This is a genomic window from Curtobacterium sp. GD1 (assembly GCF_020882855.1).
Lineage (GTDB): Bacteria > Actinomycetota > Actinomycetes > Actinomycetales > Microbacteriaceae > Curtobacterium.
Genome location: NZ_JAFEVQ010000003.1, coordinates 99391 through 116201, shown reverse-complemented (window position 1 = coordinate 116201; position 16811 = coordinate 99391). Strand labels below are relative to the sequence as shown.

The 16811-nt window shown below is 72.4% G+C and carries 11 protein-coding genes; 6 read left to right on the top strand and 5 right to left on the bottom strand.

Annotated elements, in window-relative coordinates:
• Positions 1 to 131 precede the first annotated feature (131 nt).
• Complete coding sequence (locus tag JSX79_RS02910) at positions 132 to 1340, top strand: Fic family protein (protein WP_229085113.1); 1209 nt, start codon at positions 132 to 134, stop codon at positions 1338 to 1340.
• Positions 1337 to 3481 carry a S9 family peptidase gene (locus tag JSX79_RS02905; RefSeq protein WP_229085112.1) on the top strand — a complete coding sequence of 715 codons (2145 nt, stop codon included), beginning with the start codon at positions 1337 to 1339 and terminating at the stop codon, positions 3479 to 3481. The genes JSX79_RS02910 and JSX79_RS02905 overlap by 4 nt, the downstream gene beginning before the upstream one ends.
• Before the next feature lie 99 nt (positions 3482 to 3580).
• Here JSX79_RS02905 and JSX79_RS02900 read toward each other — a convergent pair whose 3' ends face one another.
• On the bottom strand, positions 3581 to 5110 hold the full coding sequence (locus tag JSX79_RS02900) for a CYTH domain-containing protein (RefSeq protein ID WP_229085111.1): 1530 nt from the start codon (positions 5108 to 5110) through the stop codon (positions 3581 to 3583).
• A 60-nt stretch (positions 5111 to 5170) separates the two neighbouring features.
• Between JSX79_RS02900 and JSX79_RS02895 the strand changes: the two genes are divergently transcribed.
• A complete protein-coding gene (locus JSX79_RS02895) occupies positions 5171 to 5443 on the top strand; it encodes a mycoredoxin (protein WP_070416538.1) in 273 nt (90 codons plus the stop codon).
• Between the two features lie 120 nt (positions 5444 to 5563).
• Here the strand turns inward: JSX79_RS02895 and JSX79_RS02890 are convergent, their stop codons facing one another.
• Complete coding sequence (locus JSX79_RS02890; RefSeq protein ID WP_070416539.1) at positions 5564 to 7693, bottom strand: DEAD/DEAH box helicase; 2130 nt, start codon at positions 7691 to 7693, stop codon at positions 5564 to 5566.
• Between the two features lie 466 nt (positions 7694 to 8159).
• Positions 8160 to 9404: an aminoglycoside phosphotransferase family protein gene (locus tag JSX79_RS02885; protein ID WP_229085110.1), complete on the bottom strand. Its 1245-nt coding sequence runs from the start codon at positions 9402 to 9404 to the stop codon at positions 8160 to 8162.
• A gap of 80 nt (positions 9405 to 9484) precedes the next feature.
• On the opposite strand from JSX79_RS02885, the gene JSX79_RS02880 reads away from it, so the two are divergent.
• Positions 9485 to 10579, top strand: coding sequence for an aromatic acid exporter family protein (locus JSX79_RS02880; RefSeq protein ID WP_229085109.1), 1095 nt, complete (start codon positions 9485 to 9487; stop codon positions 10577 to 10579).
• A gap of 88 nt (positions 10580 to 10667) precedes the next feature.
• On the opposite strand, the gene JSX79_RS02875 is transcribed toward JSX79_RS02880, so the two are convergent.
• Positions 10668 to 10967, bottom strand: a complete 300-nt coding sequence (locus tag JSX79_RS02875) for a hypothetical protein (RefSeq protein WP_139199160.1) — start codon at positions 10965 to 10967, stop codon at positions 10668 to 10670.
• A 216-nt stretch (positions 10968 to 11183) separates the two neighbouring features.
• On the opposite strand from JSX79_RS02875, the gene JSX79_RS02870 reads away from it, so the two are divergent.
• Positions 11184 to 11861, top strand: coding sequence for a response regulator transcription factor (locus tag JSX79_RS02870; RefSeq protein ID WP_070416542.1), 678 nt, complete (start codon positions 11184 to 11186; stop codon positions 11859 to 11861).
• On the top strand, positions 11858 to 13342 hold the full coding sequence (locus JSX79_RS02865) for a cell wall metabolism sensor histidine kinase WalK (RefSeq protein ID WP_229085108.1): 1485 nt from the start codon (positions 11858 to 11860) through the stop codon (positions 13340 to 13342). Before JSX79_RS02870 ends, JSX79_RS02865 begins: the two co-directional genes overlap by 4 nt.
• A gap of 8 nt (positions 13343 to 13350) precedes the next feature.
• On the opposite strand, the gene JSX79_RS02860 is transcribed toward JSX79_RS02865, so the two are convergent.
• Positions 13351 to 16803: an error-prone DNA polymerase gene (locus JSX79_RS02860; RefSeq protein WP_229085107.1), complete on the bottom strand. Its 3453-nt coding sequence runs from the start codon at positions 16801 to 16803 to the stop codon at positions 13351 to 13353.
• Between the last annotated feature and the right edge of the window lie 8 nt (positions 16804 to 16811).

Sequence of the window (16811 nt, the reverse complement as noted above, 5' to 3'; positions counted from 1 at the left end):
ACCACGGTACCGACGGGGGCGGACACCGCGGCCGTGCACACGACATGCAGATTCCTCGCGGCGGTGGCCGACGCCGCTCTAGCGTCGAGCCGTCGTCCCGTCGTCCCGTCTCGTCCACCGTGGAGGAACCGATGCCCCGCACCGAGCACCCCTGGCCGTCCCACACCACCGTCACGCTCCCCTGGCGCAGCAGCGTGCGCGGCCCGCGGCAGGACCGCGAGACGACGTCGGTGGTGGCGTCTGTCCCGCCGCGCATCGCCCGACTCCCCTGGTCCCCGGACGCCGACACCGCAGCGCTGCTCGACCGCGCCGCCACCGCGCTCGTGCACCTCGACGAGCACCACGGCGACCGGTTCGCCGTGCTCGCTCGCGTGCTCGACCGGACCGAGGCCGTCGCGACCTCCCGCATCGAGGACGAGCACGCCACGCTCGACGACCTCGCGCGGGCCGTCGTCGGCGTCCGGGCGAACCGCAGCGCGACGGCGATGGTCCGGGCCGGCGGGGCGATCGAGACGCTCGTGTCCTCTGCGGCGTCCGGCACGATCACGGAACGGGCACTGCTCGCGGCCCACCACCGGCTCCTGCGCGACGACCCGGTCGACGGCCGGTACGCCGGACGCTGGCGGGACGTGCAGAACTGGATCGGCGGCGGCACCACGCCCCGGCTCGCGCGCCACGTCCCGCCGCCGGCCGCGCTCGTGCCCGAGCTGATGGACGACCTGTTCGCGTTCCTCCACCGCGACGACCTGCACCCGATCGCGCAGGCGGCCATCGCGCACGCGCAGTTCGAGTCGATCCACCCGTTCACCGACGGCAACGGGCGGATCGGCCGCGCCCTCGTCGCCGCCGTGCTCCGGCGTCGTGGCCTCGCTCGGACCGTCACGGTGCCGGTCGCGACCGCCCTGGTCGCCGAGCGGGACCGGTACTTCTGGCACCTCGACCGGTACCGTCGCGGTGTCGTCGACGAGTGGGTCCGTGACGTCGCGATCGCGATCGGCACGGTGTGCGACGAAGCCACGGTCACGGCGCTGCTCCTCGACGAGGCCGCCGTCCCCCGCGGGTCGCGGTGGTGGCCAACCCGGGCGCACGACGCCGTCGCCCGGACCCTCCTCGACGATCCCGTCGTCACCGAGGACCACCTCGAGCAGCTGCTCGGCGACGACGCCCGCTCGATCGACACCGTGACCGACGACCTCTGCCGCGCCGGGGTGCTGCGGCCGGTGACCGAGCGGCGCCGTCGCCGAGCGTGGCTCGCGGTGGCCGTCGCCGACGAGGTGACGGCCTTCACCGACCGCGTCCACGACGCCGTCACACACCGGGCGAATAGGGTGGGGTGGTGAGCATCGAGCACGCCCAGGCCACCCCGCCCACCGCCGCCAAGCGGCCCGTGACGCGGACCCACCACGGCATCGACTTCGTCGACGACTACGAGTGGCTGCGCGACAAGGAGTCGCCGGACACCCTGGCCTACCTCGAAGCCGAGAACCGCCACACCGAGCAGGCGACGGCGCACCTCGACGGACTGCGCGACCGGATCTTCGCCGAGGTGAAGAACCGCGTGCAGGAGACCGACCTCTCGGTGCCCGTCCGCATGGGCGACTGGTGGTACTTCACGCGCACGGCCGAGGGCAGCCAGTACGGCGTGCACTGCCGTGCGCCGATCAGCGGGCCGGACGACTGGACCCCGCCTGCCGTGACCGAGGGCGAAGCGACGCTCCCCGGCGAGCATGTCGTCCTCGACGGCAACGCGCTCGCGGACGGGCACGACTTCTTCTCGCTGGGTTCCTACGACATCAGCGACGACGGCACACGGCTCGTCTACGGCATCGACGTCGAGGGCGACGAGCGGTACACCCTGCACGTGCGGGACCTCACGACCGGCACCGACCTCGGCGACGAGATCCCGAACACCGGCTCCGGGGCGACGTTCGACCCGTCCGGGCGCTTCGTGTTCTACCCGACCGTCGACGACTCCTGGCGGCCCGACCGCATCTGGCGGCACACCGTGGGCAGCCCGGCGGCCGACGACGTCGTCGTGTTCGAGGAGCCGGACGACCGCTACTGGGTCGGCGTCGGGGTCACCCGGTCGTCGCAGTACATCGTGATCGAGCTCGGGTCGAAGATCACCTCCGAGGCGCTCGTCCTCGACGCGGCCGACCCCACCGGCGAGTTCCAGGTCGTGTGGCCCCGGCGCGAGGGCGTCGAGTACGAGATCGAGCACGCGATCGTGGGCGGCAGCGACCGGTTCCTCGTCCTGCACAACGACGGCGCCGAGAACTTCGAGCTCGTCGACGTCCCCGCGGACGACCCCACGTCGGAGCGCGACCGGCGCGTCGTCGTCGCCCACCACGCCGAGCGTCGGATCGAGGCGGTGGACGCCTTCGCCGGACACCTCGCGCTCGAGTACCGGTCCGAGGCGCTCCCCCGCGTCGCGATCATCCCGATCGAGGGCGACGGCTACGGCGACGCGCACGAGGTCCCCTTCGACGAGGCACTGTTCTCGGCCGGGCTCGGTGGCAACCCGGAGTGGGACCAGCCGACGCTCCGGATCGGGTTCACGTCGTTCGTCACCCCGTCCGAGGTGAGCGACCTCGACCTCGCGACCGGCGAGGTCACGGTCCTGAAGCGTCAGCCCGTGCTCGGCGGCTACGACCCGGCCGACTACGTCCAGGAGCGCGACTGGGCCACCGCCGACGACGGTACCCGCGTGCCGATCTCCCTCGTGTGGCGCCGTGACGCGGTCGACACCGACCGTCCGGCACCGCTGCACCTCTACGGCTACGGCTCGTACGAGCACTCGATCGACCCCGGGTTCAGCGTCATGCGCCTGTCGATGCTCGACCGCGGCGTCGTGTTCGCCGTCGCCCACGTGCGCGGTGGCGGCGAGATGGGTCGGCACTGGTACGAGAACGGCAAGACCCTCACGAAGAAGAACACCTTCTCCGACTTCGTCGCGGTCGCCACGCACCTGATCGACACCGGACGCACCACCGCCGACCGGCTCGTCGCCGAGGGCGGCAGCGCGGGCGGGCTCCTGATGGGCGCTGTGGCGAACCTCGCCCCGGAACGGTTCGCCGGGATCCTCGCGGCGGTGCCCTTCGTCGACGCGTTGACGAGCATCCTCGACCCCGACCTGCCGCTGACGGTCATCGAGTGGGACGAGTGGGGCGACCCGCTGCACGACCCCGAGGTCTACCGGTACATGAGCGAGTACTCGCCGTACGAGAACGTCCGCGACGACGTGCAGTACCCGAAGATCCTCGCCGTGACGTCCATCAACGACACCCGTGTGCTGTACGTCGAGCCCGCGAAGTGGACCGCGAAGCTGCGGGAGGTCGGCGCTCCGGTGCTGCTCAAGACCGAGATGGCAGCGGGGCACGGCGGCGTCAGCGGCCGGTACGCCTCGTGGAAGGAGCGGGCGTTCGAGCTCGCCTGGCTCCTCGACGTCCTGGGGCTGGCGGACGAGGCGCCCGCCGCGTGACGACTTCGTGAGCAGGAATGGTCGGGTTGCCCATCGGCACCCGACCATTTCTGCTCACCAAGCGAGCGCGCGAGCGCCCGCCGCCCGCCGCGCGCCGCGTCACACGCGGTTGAGCGCGTGCACCGCCTCGTCGTAGGACTCCTCGGCGAGGCGCACCCGGTCGCCCGCGAGCACCCCGTACCCGAACGTGCCCTCGCCGCCGCGCTCGGCGATCGCCGCGTTCGTGCGCAGCGTGTCGAGCGCGTGCAGGGAGCGCACCCGCTCGGTGAGGACGTCGGCCGCCGTCCCGATCCGCTTCCACAGTGCGTGCGGGAACGCGTCGTCGCCGAGCACGTCCATCGTCAGGCGCGCGCGCATCGTCGCCTGCCAGGCGGCCTCGGTCGTGGCGCGGTCGGCGGCCTCACGCGCAGCGGCGGTGTCCGAGGTGTCGTCGGCGACCGCGGCGCGCACGAGTTCGCGGACCTCCGGCTTCACCTGGGCGACGACGTCCTGCGCGACCTTCTTCGGCGACCGGAGGGCCCACGCGGTCGGTGCGGGGCGCTCGACCGCGTCGTCGAGGGCGTCGAGGAGCTCGAGGAACGGCTCGCCGTGCAGGAACGCCACGACGTCCCGGACCGACTGGTCGCGACGTTCGCGGGTGGCCGCCAGGATCCGCTCGCGCGTCATCGCGTCGACGAGCTCGTCCTGCGCCGGGGTCGACGCGCGCGGCAGCCGGTCGATGAGGTACTCCGCCAACGCAGCGCGCGCGGTGACGGCGGCGAGTCCGTCCGCCCCCGCGGCAGCGCGGTCGACGGCGTCGCCGGCGGCGAACGCCGGACGGTACGCGCCGAGGATCGCGGCGATCTCGAGGGCGGTCTCGGCCGCCTGCCGGAGGTCGGTGGCGTCGCCGGAGCGGAGCCGCGCCTCCTGGGCGAGGAGCGCGGCGCGGAGCTTCCGCAGCCGCTTCACCAGCACGCGTGCGGTCGTTCCCTTGTCCGGCTTGTCCTCGGCCTGGAGGCGCGGTGCCGGTGCTCCTGCCAGCCCACGTGCCAGCTTGGAAGAGATGGCGGCGGGGCCGGCGCCGACGGCGGCGAAGCGCCCGTCCAGCGACGCGAAGAGCTCGTGGGCGACCTGCGGGTCGACGCCGCCGACGATCTCGACCTCGACCTCGCGCCAGGTGCGCGGGGTCTCGGGGGCGTCGTCGTCGAGCCGCGTCGCGCGGACCTGGTCGTCGGCGAGCTCGGCGATCTGGTCGCCGTCCTCGTCGAGCAGCCGCGTCACCGTGCGGGTCGTCGTGATCCGGACCACCGGGTGGAGGCCCCGGCCACGGCGCTCGGTGAAGAGTGCGGCGAGGACCTCGTCGGGGACGGTGTCGGCGTCGTCGGTGAGCGGGAAGTGCTGCTCGTGCCGGACGGTGTCGGACGAGGCGCGCTTGATGTGCCAGCCGGCGTCGGGGCCACCGGTCCGGCGGCGCACCGTCACGCGGGCGGCCACGAGGTCGTACCGCTCGGAGTCCCAGTACGTCGCGTCGAGGTCGAACGGCTCCTGGTGCTCAGTGCGGATGATGCCGCCGATGCCGACGAGGTCCGGCAGGGCACCGCCCTCGGGCAGGTCGTAGGTTCGCTCGATCTCGAGGTGCGTGTCGCTCACGCGGTCCTGTCTACCAGGGCCTCCCCGTGTTCCCCGAACCGGCGGGGTTAGCCTGAGCACATGAGCGAGACGATCACCCGCGACGCGTTCGTGCCGGAGGCCGGCGCCGTCACGATGTTCACGACCAGCTGGTGCGGCTACTGCGCGCGCCTGAAGAACCAGATGTCCAAGGCCGGGGTCCCCTACCGCGAGGTCGACATCGAGCAGACGCCCGGCACGGCCGAACTCGTCGCCGAGGTCAACGGCGGCAACCAGACCGTGCCGACGCTGGTGTTCCCCGACGGCAGCACGGCGACGAACCCCTCGCTCGCCGAGGTCCAGTCGCGCATCTGACGCCGCGGAGTCCCGCACAACCGAAGTCCGTCCGAACCGCGCGATCGCGTGGTTCGGACGGACTTCCGTTGTGCGAGAGACATGCGCGCCACGCGCCGCACGCGCCGGACGGCGCCGGCCCTAGCCGCGCTCCAGCGCCTCGGTCAGCAGCGCCGCCATCGCGTCGAGCTGGATGTCGCCGGAGTCGACGATCTCCTCGTCCGAGCCGTCGAGCGCGCGGGCGGCCAGGGACGCCTTCGAGTCGATGAGCTCGGCGATCTTGGTGTCGATCGTCTGGGCGGCGATGATGCGCCACGCCGTGACGGGCTCCTCCTGCCCGATGCGGTGCACGCGGTCGATCGCCTGGGTCTGCTCGGCGCTCGTCCACGACAGCTCGGCGAGCACGACGTTCGACGACACCTGCAGGTTCAGGCCGACGCCCGCCGCGGTGAGCGAGCAGACGATCACGGCGACGTCGGGGTCGTTCACGAACGAGTCGATCTCGGCCGTGCGCTGCGCCGGCGTCTGGTCGCCCCGGACCGTCGCGGTGCGGAGGTGTCGACGTGCGAACACCTCTTCCGCCTGGTCCATCACGTCGAGGTGCTTCGCGAAGAACACGACCTTGCCGACGTTCGAGGCGAGCTGCGCCGCGTAGTCCGCCGCGAGCTGTGCCTTGGCCCGACCGATGCGCCGCACCATCGAGAACACGTTCTCCCCGGTCGGCGAGGCGTCCTGGTCCTCGAGCTCCCAGCGCGCGACCTGGCGGACGAGCTTGTGGTCGATGCCGACGACCGGGTCCTGCCCGGTGCGGGCGTCGAGCGCCTGGTGGTACCGCTTGACGAGCTTCGCGGTGAGCTCGCGCTCGGCGTCGCGGATCGAGCGGCCGACCTCGTCGTCGAGTTCGACGGGGATGTCGGCGATCCGACGTGCCGGGATGTCCGCGGCGACGTCGACCTTGCGGCGGCGGACGATGCCCTGGTCGATGACGGCCTTGCGGGCCTCGACGAAGAACCCGGGGTCGGCCGGCGTCAGGCCGATCTCCTCGAGCTCGTTCATGAGCTTGGCGCGCGGCTTCTTGTCGTCGATCCAGCCGAGGTACTCCCAGATGGTGCGGAAGTCCTCGACCGAGTTGATCAGTGGCGTGCCGGTGAGGGCCATCAGCAGCGGCGACGCGGTGCGCGACCGGATCGCCTCGGCGAGCTGCAGCACGAACTTCGAGCGCTGCGAGTCCTTGTTCTTGATGAAGTGCGCCTCGTCGACGACCATGCCCTTGAACCCGAAGTTCCCGAGCCAGCCGGCGTGCCGGTCGAGGATCTCGTAGTTCACGATGACGATGTCGGCGAACCCGTCGAGGTCGTCCCCGTCGCCGTGGATGACCGTGGCGGTGCGGTTCGGGACCCAGCGGGCGGCCTCGCGCTTCCAGTTCGTCTTGACGACGTTCGGCACGACGACGAGCAGCGGGAATGCGTTCGCGGCCTCGGCGGCGAGGAGCGACTGCGCGGTCTTGCCCAGGCCGGGCTCGTCGGCGAGCAGGAACGTGCGGTGGCCCTGCGCCGCGGCGGCGATGAGCTCCGCCTGGTGCTTCATGAGCGTGGTGCCCGACCGCGAGTGCAGCGTCGTGGGCTCCGGCAGCGGCATCGTCGCCGCTCCCCCGCCCGCGCCGTACTCGAACGACTTGAAGAGCGGGCCGAACAGCTCCCAGTTCGCCAGGCGACGCGGGTGCGCGACGGGCTGGTCGGCGAGCGCGAAGTCCGGCGGCAGGAACGGGTTCGCGAGCTGTCGCTGCACGACCGCCTGCGGCACGACGGCACGCACCGGACTCTCCACCGTCGGCGAGGGCTCCGCCGCGATGACGAGTTCCTCGGGCTGCAGCTCCATGCCACCCGCGATCATCATGTCGCGCTTCACGGTGCGGGTCGTCTCGCTGACCGACGCCTCTTCCGTGAGGAGCTGGATCACGCTGGTGTCCCGCGCCGCGGTCTTCGCGAGGATCGTCGCGACGCCGTCGAGCCGCTTGAGCTGCTCGGCGCGCTGCGAGTCGGTGAGTTCGGTGTCCGCCTTGACCCGTGCGCGTTCCTCGCGCATGAGCAGGGCGACCGCCTGGAACTTCGAACGGTTCGACGCCTTGAGCGGTCCACGCTGCGCCGCCGCCTCGACCTCGCGCACGGCGCGGGCGAGCACGGGGATGACGCCGTCGTTGTCGAGCGGCCTGGTGCGACGCGACGCGGTCCGCGTCCCGCCGGCTGCTCGCCGGGTGCCTGATCGAGCCAACGCTCCTCCTGTTCCGCCCGTTCGTGCGGGCGAGCCGCCCCGCGGGGCGGAAGTCCTGAACCGGCGCCTGGCACGGCTCCGGTGTTCCGGGGGCCACCGTGGCCCACCGCTTCGCCGGTCCCCGTCCGGGGGACGTGGAGTCCCGCGGACCGTTCCCATCGCGGCCACCGGGTGGGGCCGGATGCGACGGTCCGCGCCGGGATCCGGCGCCGTCACACGCACGTGATGCCCCCTCGGAGCGATCACGGACCCGGTTCCCACGTCGGTCAAGTGACCGACTGCTGCGTCCGGAATCGACGCGGCACGCGGGAACGCGGTGCGTGCGCGCTCAGTTTACTCCCCGACCACCGACGGAGGCGACTCGACGACGCCCGCGCGAGTCGCGCCTCCCGGGATCCGCCTGCTGTCGGGTCCAGGAGGCGCGCTGCGGACCCGTCCCGCGACCGGCGTCGCGCAGGTGGTCGCGTCAGGCCTGTGGTGCGGAGCGCGGGCGGAGGAGGCCGTCGGACGGGACGATCGGCGTCGCCTCCGCGAGGGCCGCCTGCGTCGCCGCCAGCAGCTGCTCCGCCGTGTGGATGCCGTTCGCGGAACCGGTCGTGGCCTGGCCGCCGGCGTGCGCGAGCAGTTGCGCGCCGATCGCCGGGCCGATCCGGTCCGACTGGTCGGGGTTGCGCGCGATCCAGTCGCGCGCGATGGCGTCGGCGAGGCGTTCGGCGGCCGCCCCGCGCTCCGCGTCGCCGCGCGACCGGTGCCACAGCCCCGTGACGACGAGGTGCGCCACCACGGCACCGATGTCGCGCACCGGGTAGCCCCAGCCCGCCGTGTCGATGTCGAGCAGGCCGGAGATGCGCCACGGCTCGTCCTCGTCGACGAAGACCTGCTCGAGGTGCAGGTCGCCGTGCACGACCTGCTTCGTCGCGGTCGCCCAGCCGATCGAGCGTCGTCCGATGGCGTCGTAGAGCGCGTCGATCTCCTCGGCGTCCTGCGGCAGCGCGGCGACGAGGGTGCGGCGGTGCCAGTCGGCGTGGTCCATCGCGTCGGCGCGGGCCTGCTGCGTCATCGGGACCGTTGCGATCCGCCCGGTGAGCGCGGCGAGGGAGGCCACGAAGCGCGGGTCGTCCGCGATCTCGAGGATGCGGCTGCCGGCGGGGACCCCGCGGATGCGTTCGAGGACGAGCAGACCGTCCCCACGGCTCGACAGCACCCGCGGCACCGGCAGTCCGGCGGCGACGAACTGCTCGTGCGACTTCTCGATCGGGGCCACCCGGTGCGGACGCACGACCTTGAGGAAGAGGGTCCCCTCGGCGGCGTCGACCCGCACCACGGCACGCTTGCCCGGTCGGTACGCCGCGACCGTGAGGGTCGGGTCGGTGACCGGCATGCCGAGCGTCGTGAGGAGCTCGGCGACGGCGTCGCGGTACGTCACCTGGGGCAGCACCGGCAGCCCGGGGTCGTTCGGGTACGCCCACACCGAGACCGGCTCGCCCGTCGCGGGGTCGGTGACGATCGCGCTGTTCTGGTCGTGGGTCCCGCCGGTGTCGACGTAGGTCAGGACCGTGGCGCGCTGGCCGTTGCGGTCCACGGTGTCGACCTCGTAGCCGTACAGGTAGCCGTTGCCCGAGGGTTCGACCGAGTGCGCGCGTGCGGCCACGACGGAGGTCCCGGAGCCGGCGAAGGCCTGCGGGATGACGCGCTCATGGTTGGGCCACACGAGACCAGTCAACCGGACGGGGCGGGATTCGTCGCGTTCGTGCACGGCTCGGCGCGCGCACCGTGGCTACCGTGGTCGTCGTGAACCCGGTCGCGCGTCTCCGCAGCTCCAGTCGCACGCCGTTCCTGCAGGTCGTCAAGACCGCGGTCGCGGTGGTCGCCGCCGTGCTGCTGTGCCGGGTGCTCATCGACGGCCCGTTCCCGACCTTCGCCGCGATCGCCGCACTGCTCGTGGTGCAGCCGAGCATCAACCAGTCGTTCGTGAAGGGACTCGAGCGCAGCGCCGGGGTCGTCCTCGGGGTCGTGCTCGCCACCGGGTTCCACCTGCTGCTCGGCGACACCGTGTGGGTCGTCCTGCTCGTCATCGTGCTCGCGATCCTCATCGCGTGGGCGCTGCGGCTCACCCCGACCTCGGCGACGCAGGTCGGCATCAGCGGCATGCTCGTGCTGACCGCGGGCGTCGTCACGCCGAACTACTCGGCCGACCGGATCCTCGAGACCGTCCTCGGAGCGATCGTCGCCCTCATCGTGAACGCGCTCATCGTGCCGCCGGTGCTGCTCGGTCCGGCGCACCTCGCGGTCGCACGACTCGCCCGGGACACCGCAGCCGCGTTCGAGCGGGTCGCGATCGGGCTCACCGAGGGATGGGACCAGGACCGCTGGCACGAGGCGCTCCTGCAGGCCCGGGCGCTCCGACAGCAGCACGCCCGCGCCGAGGCGTCGCTCACCGCGGCCCGGGAGTCCCTCACGATGAACCCGCGCGGCGGCCGGCACCGGACCGTCCTCGACGAGGACATCGTCGTGGCCGAACACCTGCGTGTGCTCGTCACCCGGGTCACCGGCATGACCCGGGCGATCCAGGACAACACGGCGCCCGACCTCCGGGCCGACCCCGTCGTCGGGAGCATCGCCACCGAGGTCGCCCGGATCGCGGCCGACGTCCGAGCGCTCAGTGCCCGGGTCGCCGCGAAGGAGGTGCCCGTGTCGACCGCCGCGTCCCCTCGGTCCCGGTGGTCGGTGCCGACGTCGCCGCAGCACGACGAGGACGTCGCGGAGCCGGCACTCACGGCGCCGCTCGAGGTGATCCGGCCGAACTCGCGGCACTGGATCCTGATCGGGGCGCTGCTCGAGGACATCCGGCGCGTGCGCGAGGAGCTGCTCGGCGAGGACGACTGACGCTGCCCGAGGGCGGGCGCGGGCGCGTGCGCGCTCGTGGCGCGTCAGCGTGCGGCCGGCACCGCCTTGCTCACCGGCACGTGGCGCGTCAGCGTGCGGCGGACGCTGCCTCGGCCGCCGAGTGCACGATGTCGTCCCAGATCGTCGCCGTCGGCACGGTCGAGTCGCTCGAGACGACCTCGACGCTCGCGAACCGGCTGATCTCGGCCACGACGGCATCGGCCCCCGCGGCACGAGCAGCGACGCTCGCGATGTCCGGGACCGCCGCCCGGAGCTCGGCGACCACACGGTCGCGGCTGTCGTCCTCCATGTCGCCGAGCACGCCGATGCCCTTCCAAGCGGCGTCGAGCTCGGCACGCAGACGGACGAGGGCCGGGTGTTCCGGCATGTCGCTCATGGTGCCCCCACTGCGGATGTGACGTCGGGTACGCCGCTTCCGGTGCGCGAGCATAGCAACGAAGCAAGCAGTCCTCACGTCCCACGAACGGGGGACAGACCGTTCTACCTGTCCGGCCGCCGTGACTGTGACGAGATTCAGCGAGTTCAGCCGTGGGATCTCCCGCATGTACAGGTTCGATGCCACGATGGGGTCGAGGAGGTCGCTATGCGCCTGTTGGTGGTCGAGGACGATGACGAGATGCGCGCGCTCATGGAGCGTGGGCTCGCGGCAGAGGGGTACCGCGTCACCGCGGTCGAGAACGGGGTCGAGGCGCTGATCGCGCTCGGCGACCAGGCGTTCGACCTGGCCGTCGTGGACGTCATGATGCCCGGCATGTCCGGCTTCGAGCTCGCCCGACGCATCCGCGAGCGCGAGGACCCGGTCCGGATCCTCCTCGTGACCGCGCGGGACGCCGTGGACGACCGCGTGTTCGGCCTCGACGCCGGCGCCGACGACTACCTCACGAAGCCGTTCGCCTTCGCCGAGCTCACCGCTCGTCTCCGCGCCCTCGGCCGTCGCGAGTCCGCCGGCGCCCCGCGCACCATCGAGGTGGGCGACGTCGCGATCGACTCCGAGGCCCGCCGCATCCTGATCAAGGGCCAGCGGGTCGCCGTGAGCCCCACCGAGTTCGCGCTCCTCCGGCTGCTCGCACGGTCGGTGGGCACCGTGGTCGACCGCCCGAAGATCCTCGAAGAGGTCTGGGACGGCTCGCAGCACGTCGACCCGAACGTCGTCGAGCAGTACATCTCGTACCTCCGCAAGAAGCTGACCTCGCACGAGGCGACGGTCGCGATCTCCACCGTGCGCGGCCGCGGCTACCGGCTCGATCTGCTCGGGGCGTGACCGGTTCCGGGCATGGCCTGATCCGTCCGCTGCGGAACCTGTCGCTCCGCGCTCGGATCACCATCGGGTCCACGGCGATCGCGGCGGTGGTCATCGTGCTGCTCGTGCTCGTCATGCGGTTCCAGGTGGTCAGCGTCGTCGCGAGTGCCACGCGCACCCTGCTCGACGCGGACGCCGACCCGTACGTGGCCACGCTCGAGGTCGACAGCGACCCCGACCTGTCCCCGCCGGGCAACGCGCAGCTCGTGGCCGTGGTCTCGCCGTCCGGTGACATCGCCCTGTCGACCATGCCGCCCCGCGTCGAGCGCGCGCTCGGCAGCCTCACCGAGACGAAGGCCGGGACGTCCCTCATCCGGGTCGCCGGCTCGGAGTACCGCGTCGTCGTCGAGCACCCCGTCAACCAGGCGGGTCGGTGGACGGTCGTGGCGGCCCGCAACTCGCAAGCCGAGGCGATCGTCGTCGACGACCTGACCTCGACGCTGTCGCTCACCGGGCTCGCGATCCTGGTCGCGTTCGGCGTCGCCTCGTGGGTGCTCGCGACCGCCGCCCTGCGCCCGGTGAACCGGATGCGCCGCGAGGCCGAGCGCCTCTCCGTCGCCCCCGAGCGCGCCGAGCTGCCGGTCGGTCCGGCCCAGGACGAACTCGCCTCGCTGGCGACGACCCTCAACGCCTTCCTCGCCCGCACGCGCCAGGCCACCGAACGCGAGCGCCAGATGGTCTCGGACGCGAGCCACGAACTCCGCACGCCCCTCGCGATCCTGACGACCCAGCTCGACCTGGCGTCCCTCGACGGGGACGACGCGGCCGCCCTCGCCGCCCACATCGAGCGCGCGAAGCTCAGCGTCGCGCGGCTGTCCCGCCTGGCGAACGACCTGCTCGCGCTGTCCCGCATCGAGGAGTCCGAGCGCCGCGAACAGGACGGCGCCGAACAGCAGCCCACGGGCTGGTCGGACCTCGGCGACGAGGTCATGAGTGCCGTCGACCGCGTCCGGCTCATCGCGTCCGCCAAGGACATCACCGTCGACTTCGACCTGGAGTCCCCGGTCGCCGTCGGGGGTTCCGGCCCGGGCATCGGCGGCGGCACCGTGGAGCCGCGGTACCGGCTCGACACCGGTGGCATGGCGCAGCTCGTCACGAACATCGCCGGCAACGCGGTCTCGGCGCTCCCCCGCGGCGGCGGCGTCTTCGTCTCGTGGCGCAGTGCCGGCGGCGAGGGGATCCTGCAGATCACGGACGACGGCCCCGGCGTGCCGGAGTCGTTCATCCCCGTCGCCTTCGACCGGTTCACCCGCCCCGACGAGGCCCGGAAGTCCCGCCCGAACCCCGACCCCGCGACCGGCACGATCCCCCTGCCGGGTGGTTCCGGACTGGGGCTCGCGATCGTGCGGGCCGTGGCGGAGCGTGCGGGCGGGACGGCGTCGCTCCGGAACGTGCGGTCCGGCGGGCTCGAGGTCACGATCCGCATCCCCGAGGTGCGGTAGCCGGACGGTCACTGGAAGTCCCTCGACCGGGTGCGGACCGACAGGGACAGGTGTTCGATCCTGTCGGCCACCAGGTTCACGACCCCGTCCGGCGAGCGCTCGAGGATCCCCCGCACGATCACGGCCGGCGCCTCGCGCGCGACCCGTCGGTACCGCCCCCACACGCCGACGCTGCAGATCACGTTCACCAGCCCGGTCTCGTCCTCGACGTTCATGAACGTGATGCCGGACGCCGTCGCCGGACGCTGCCGGTGCGTCACGATCCCCCCGACCTCGACCCGCCGTCCGGTCTCGGCCGTCGCGGTGTCCTGGACGCTGAGCACCCCGCGGGCCACGAGGCCGCCACGGACGTGCCGCACGGGATGGTCGTCCGTCGTCATCCCCGTCGACCACATGTCCGCGATGAGGACGTCACCGCTGGTCATCTGCCCGAACAGCGGCGGCTGCACCGTCACCTGGGTGTCGGGCAGCTGGTCGGGACGCTCGGCCGCGGCCTGTGCTGCCGACCACATCCCACCGCGCCGGTCGACCCCGATCGACGCGAAGGCGTCGGCGGCGGCGAGCGCCTCGAGCTGCGCCGTGGTCAGGCCGACACGGCGAGCGAGGTCGGACATGTCGGTGAAGGGACCGTGGGCGTCCCGCTCGGCGACGATCTTCTCGGCGCTCTTCCGGCCGAGCGAGGAGACCTCGGCCAATCCGAGACGGACCGCGAAGGCGCCGTCCCGCCGGTGCCGCGCCGTGTCGTCGGGCGTGGCCTTGTCGAACGGCAGCACCGGGGGTTGTTCCTCGGCCAGGCAGTCGTCGTGACCCGTCGCGTGAACGTGCGCCGCGCCTCCTGGACCGCCGTCGGCGTCGTCGTCGTGCAGCGGCTCCAACGTGGCGTCCACGCCGGAGCGCAGGATGTCCGGTCGCAGGACGGTGACCCCGTGCCGCCGGGCGTCGGCCACCAGGGTCTGGGGCGAGTAGAACCCCATCGGCTGCGCACGGAGCAGCGCGGCGAGGAAGGCTCCGGGGTAGTGCAGCCGCATCCACGCGCTCGCGTAGACGATGAGCGCGAAGCTGATGGAGTGGCTCTCCGCGAAGCCGAAGTTCGCGAACGCCTGGATCTTGGCGTAGATGGCGTCGGCGTCCTCGCCGTGGATGTCGTTCGCAGCCATCCCGGCGTAGAGCTTCTCGCGCAGCCGGTCGATCTTCTCGTGCCCGCGCTTCGACCCCATCGCACGCCGGAGCAGGTCGGCGTCGTCCCCCGAGCACCCGCCCACCGCGATCGCCATCTGCATGAGTTGTTCCTGGAAGAGCGGGACGCCGAGGGTCCGCTCGAGCACGGGTTCGAGCGACGGGTGGATGTACGTGATCGGCTCTTCGCCCGTGCGCCGCCGGATGTACGGGTGGACCGCGCCGCCCTGGATCGGCCCGGGGCGCACCAGGGCGACCTCGATGACGAGGTCGTAGAAGCGCCGCGGCAGCAGTCGGGGCAGCGTCCCCATCTGCGCTCGGGACTCCACCTGGAACACCCCGATGGTGTCCGCGCGGCACAGCTGGTCGTAGACGCCCTGTTCCTCCTTCGGGATGGAGTGCATGTCCCACCGCTCCCCGCAGTGCTCGTCGGCGAGGTCGAACGAGTACTGCAGCGCGGCGAGCATCCCGAGCCCGAGCATGTCGAACTTCACGAGCCCCATGTAGGCGCAGTCGTCCTTGTCCCACTGCAGCACCGTCCGGCCGTCCATGCGGGCATGCTCGATCGGCACGACCTCGCCCACGGGCCGGTCGGTGAGGATCATGCCGCCGGAGTGGATGCCGAGGTGCCGGGGGAACCCGAGCACCTGCTGCGCCATGTCGACCACGGTGTCCGGGATGTCGTGGTCTTGGCTCTCGGTCACCGAGCCCCAGCGTTCGACCTGCTTCGACCAGGCGTCCTGCTGCCCGGGGCTGTGGCCGAGCGCCTTCGCCATGTCCCGCACGGCGCCCTTCGGCCGGTAGGTGATGACGTTCGCGACCTGTGCAGCGTTGAACCGGCCGTACTTCTCGTAGACGTACTGGATGACCTCTTCACGCCGGTCGGAGTCGAAGTCGACGTCGATGTCGGGTTCCTCGTCGCGCATGGCCGACAGGAAGCGCTCGAACGGCAGCCCGTAGCGGATCGAGTCGACCGCGGTGATCTCGAGCAGGTAGCAGACCGCCGAGTTCGCCGCCGAGCCGCGGCCCTGGCAGAGGATGCCGCGCTCACGGGCGTACTGCACCATGTCCCGCACGATGAGGAAGTAGCCGGGGAAGTCCTTGTCCTCGATCACCGAGAGCTCGCGCTCGATGCGCTCGCGCTTCTGCGGGTCGACACCGTCGGCACTGCCGGGGTAGAACCGGCGGGCTCCGCGCCAGGTGAGCTCCCGCAGCCAGGACATCGTGGTGTGCCCGTCGGGGACGTCGATGTCGGGCAACCCGGGCTTGACCGTCTTCAGCCGGAACCCGAGCTCGTCGGCGAGTTCGACGCTGTGCTCGATCGCCCCGGGGTAGCGGGCGAACCGCCGGGTCATCTCGGCCCCCGAGCGGAGGTGGGCCGTCGGTGCGGCCGGCAGCCAGCCGTCGATCTCGTCGAGACTGCGGCGGGCCCGGACCGCGGCGAGCGCCGTCGCCACCGGGAAGCGGTCCGGGGTGGCGTAGTGCACGTTGCCCGTGGCCACCGTGGGCAGCGCGTGCTTCGCGGCGAGGGCGGCCAGGGCGTCGTTCCGCGCGGTGTCCATCGGGTCGCCGTGGTCGGTGAGCTCGACGACGACCCCCGCCGTGCCGAACCGGTCGAGCAGGGCGCGCAGGGCGTCCTCGGCCGCGGACTCGCCCCCGCGCTCGAGCGCCTGCCGGACGGCCCCCTTGCGGCACCCGGTCAGGACGCGCCAGTGCCCGTCCGATCGTGCTGCGAGGTCGTCGAGGTCGTACCGGGGTCGTCCCTTCTCGGCGCCGGCGGCCAGGTGCGCCCGGGTGACGGCACCGGCGAGCCGGTGGTACCCGTCCTGCCCGTCCGCCAGCAGGAGCAGGTGCGTGCCCTCGGGGTCGGGTACGCCGTTCTGCGGTTCGGTCAGCCCGAGGGACAGCTCGGTGCCGTACACCGTGGCGACGGTCGGGTAGGCCTCGGCCACCTCGGCCATGCGCGCGGCACCGTAGAACCCGTCGTGGTCGGTGAGGGCGAGCCCGTGCAGGTGCAACCGAGCGGCCTCTTCGAAGAGCTGTTCCGGGCCGCTCGCGCCGTCGAGGAAGCTGAACGTCGAGTGCGCGTGCAGCTCGGCGTACGGCACGACCGGCACGTTCGTGTCGTCGGCCACCGGCGGGGCCGTCGGCGCGTAGGGCTCGCGCTTGCGGGACCACGCGGGGCTGTCCCCGCCGTCGCCGTCGTGCGTGCTGCCGGGGCTCCGCTTGTCGGACAGCGCACGTTCGAACTGGGACCACGGGATCGGCGGGTTGCTGTACCCCATCAGTGTTC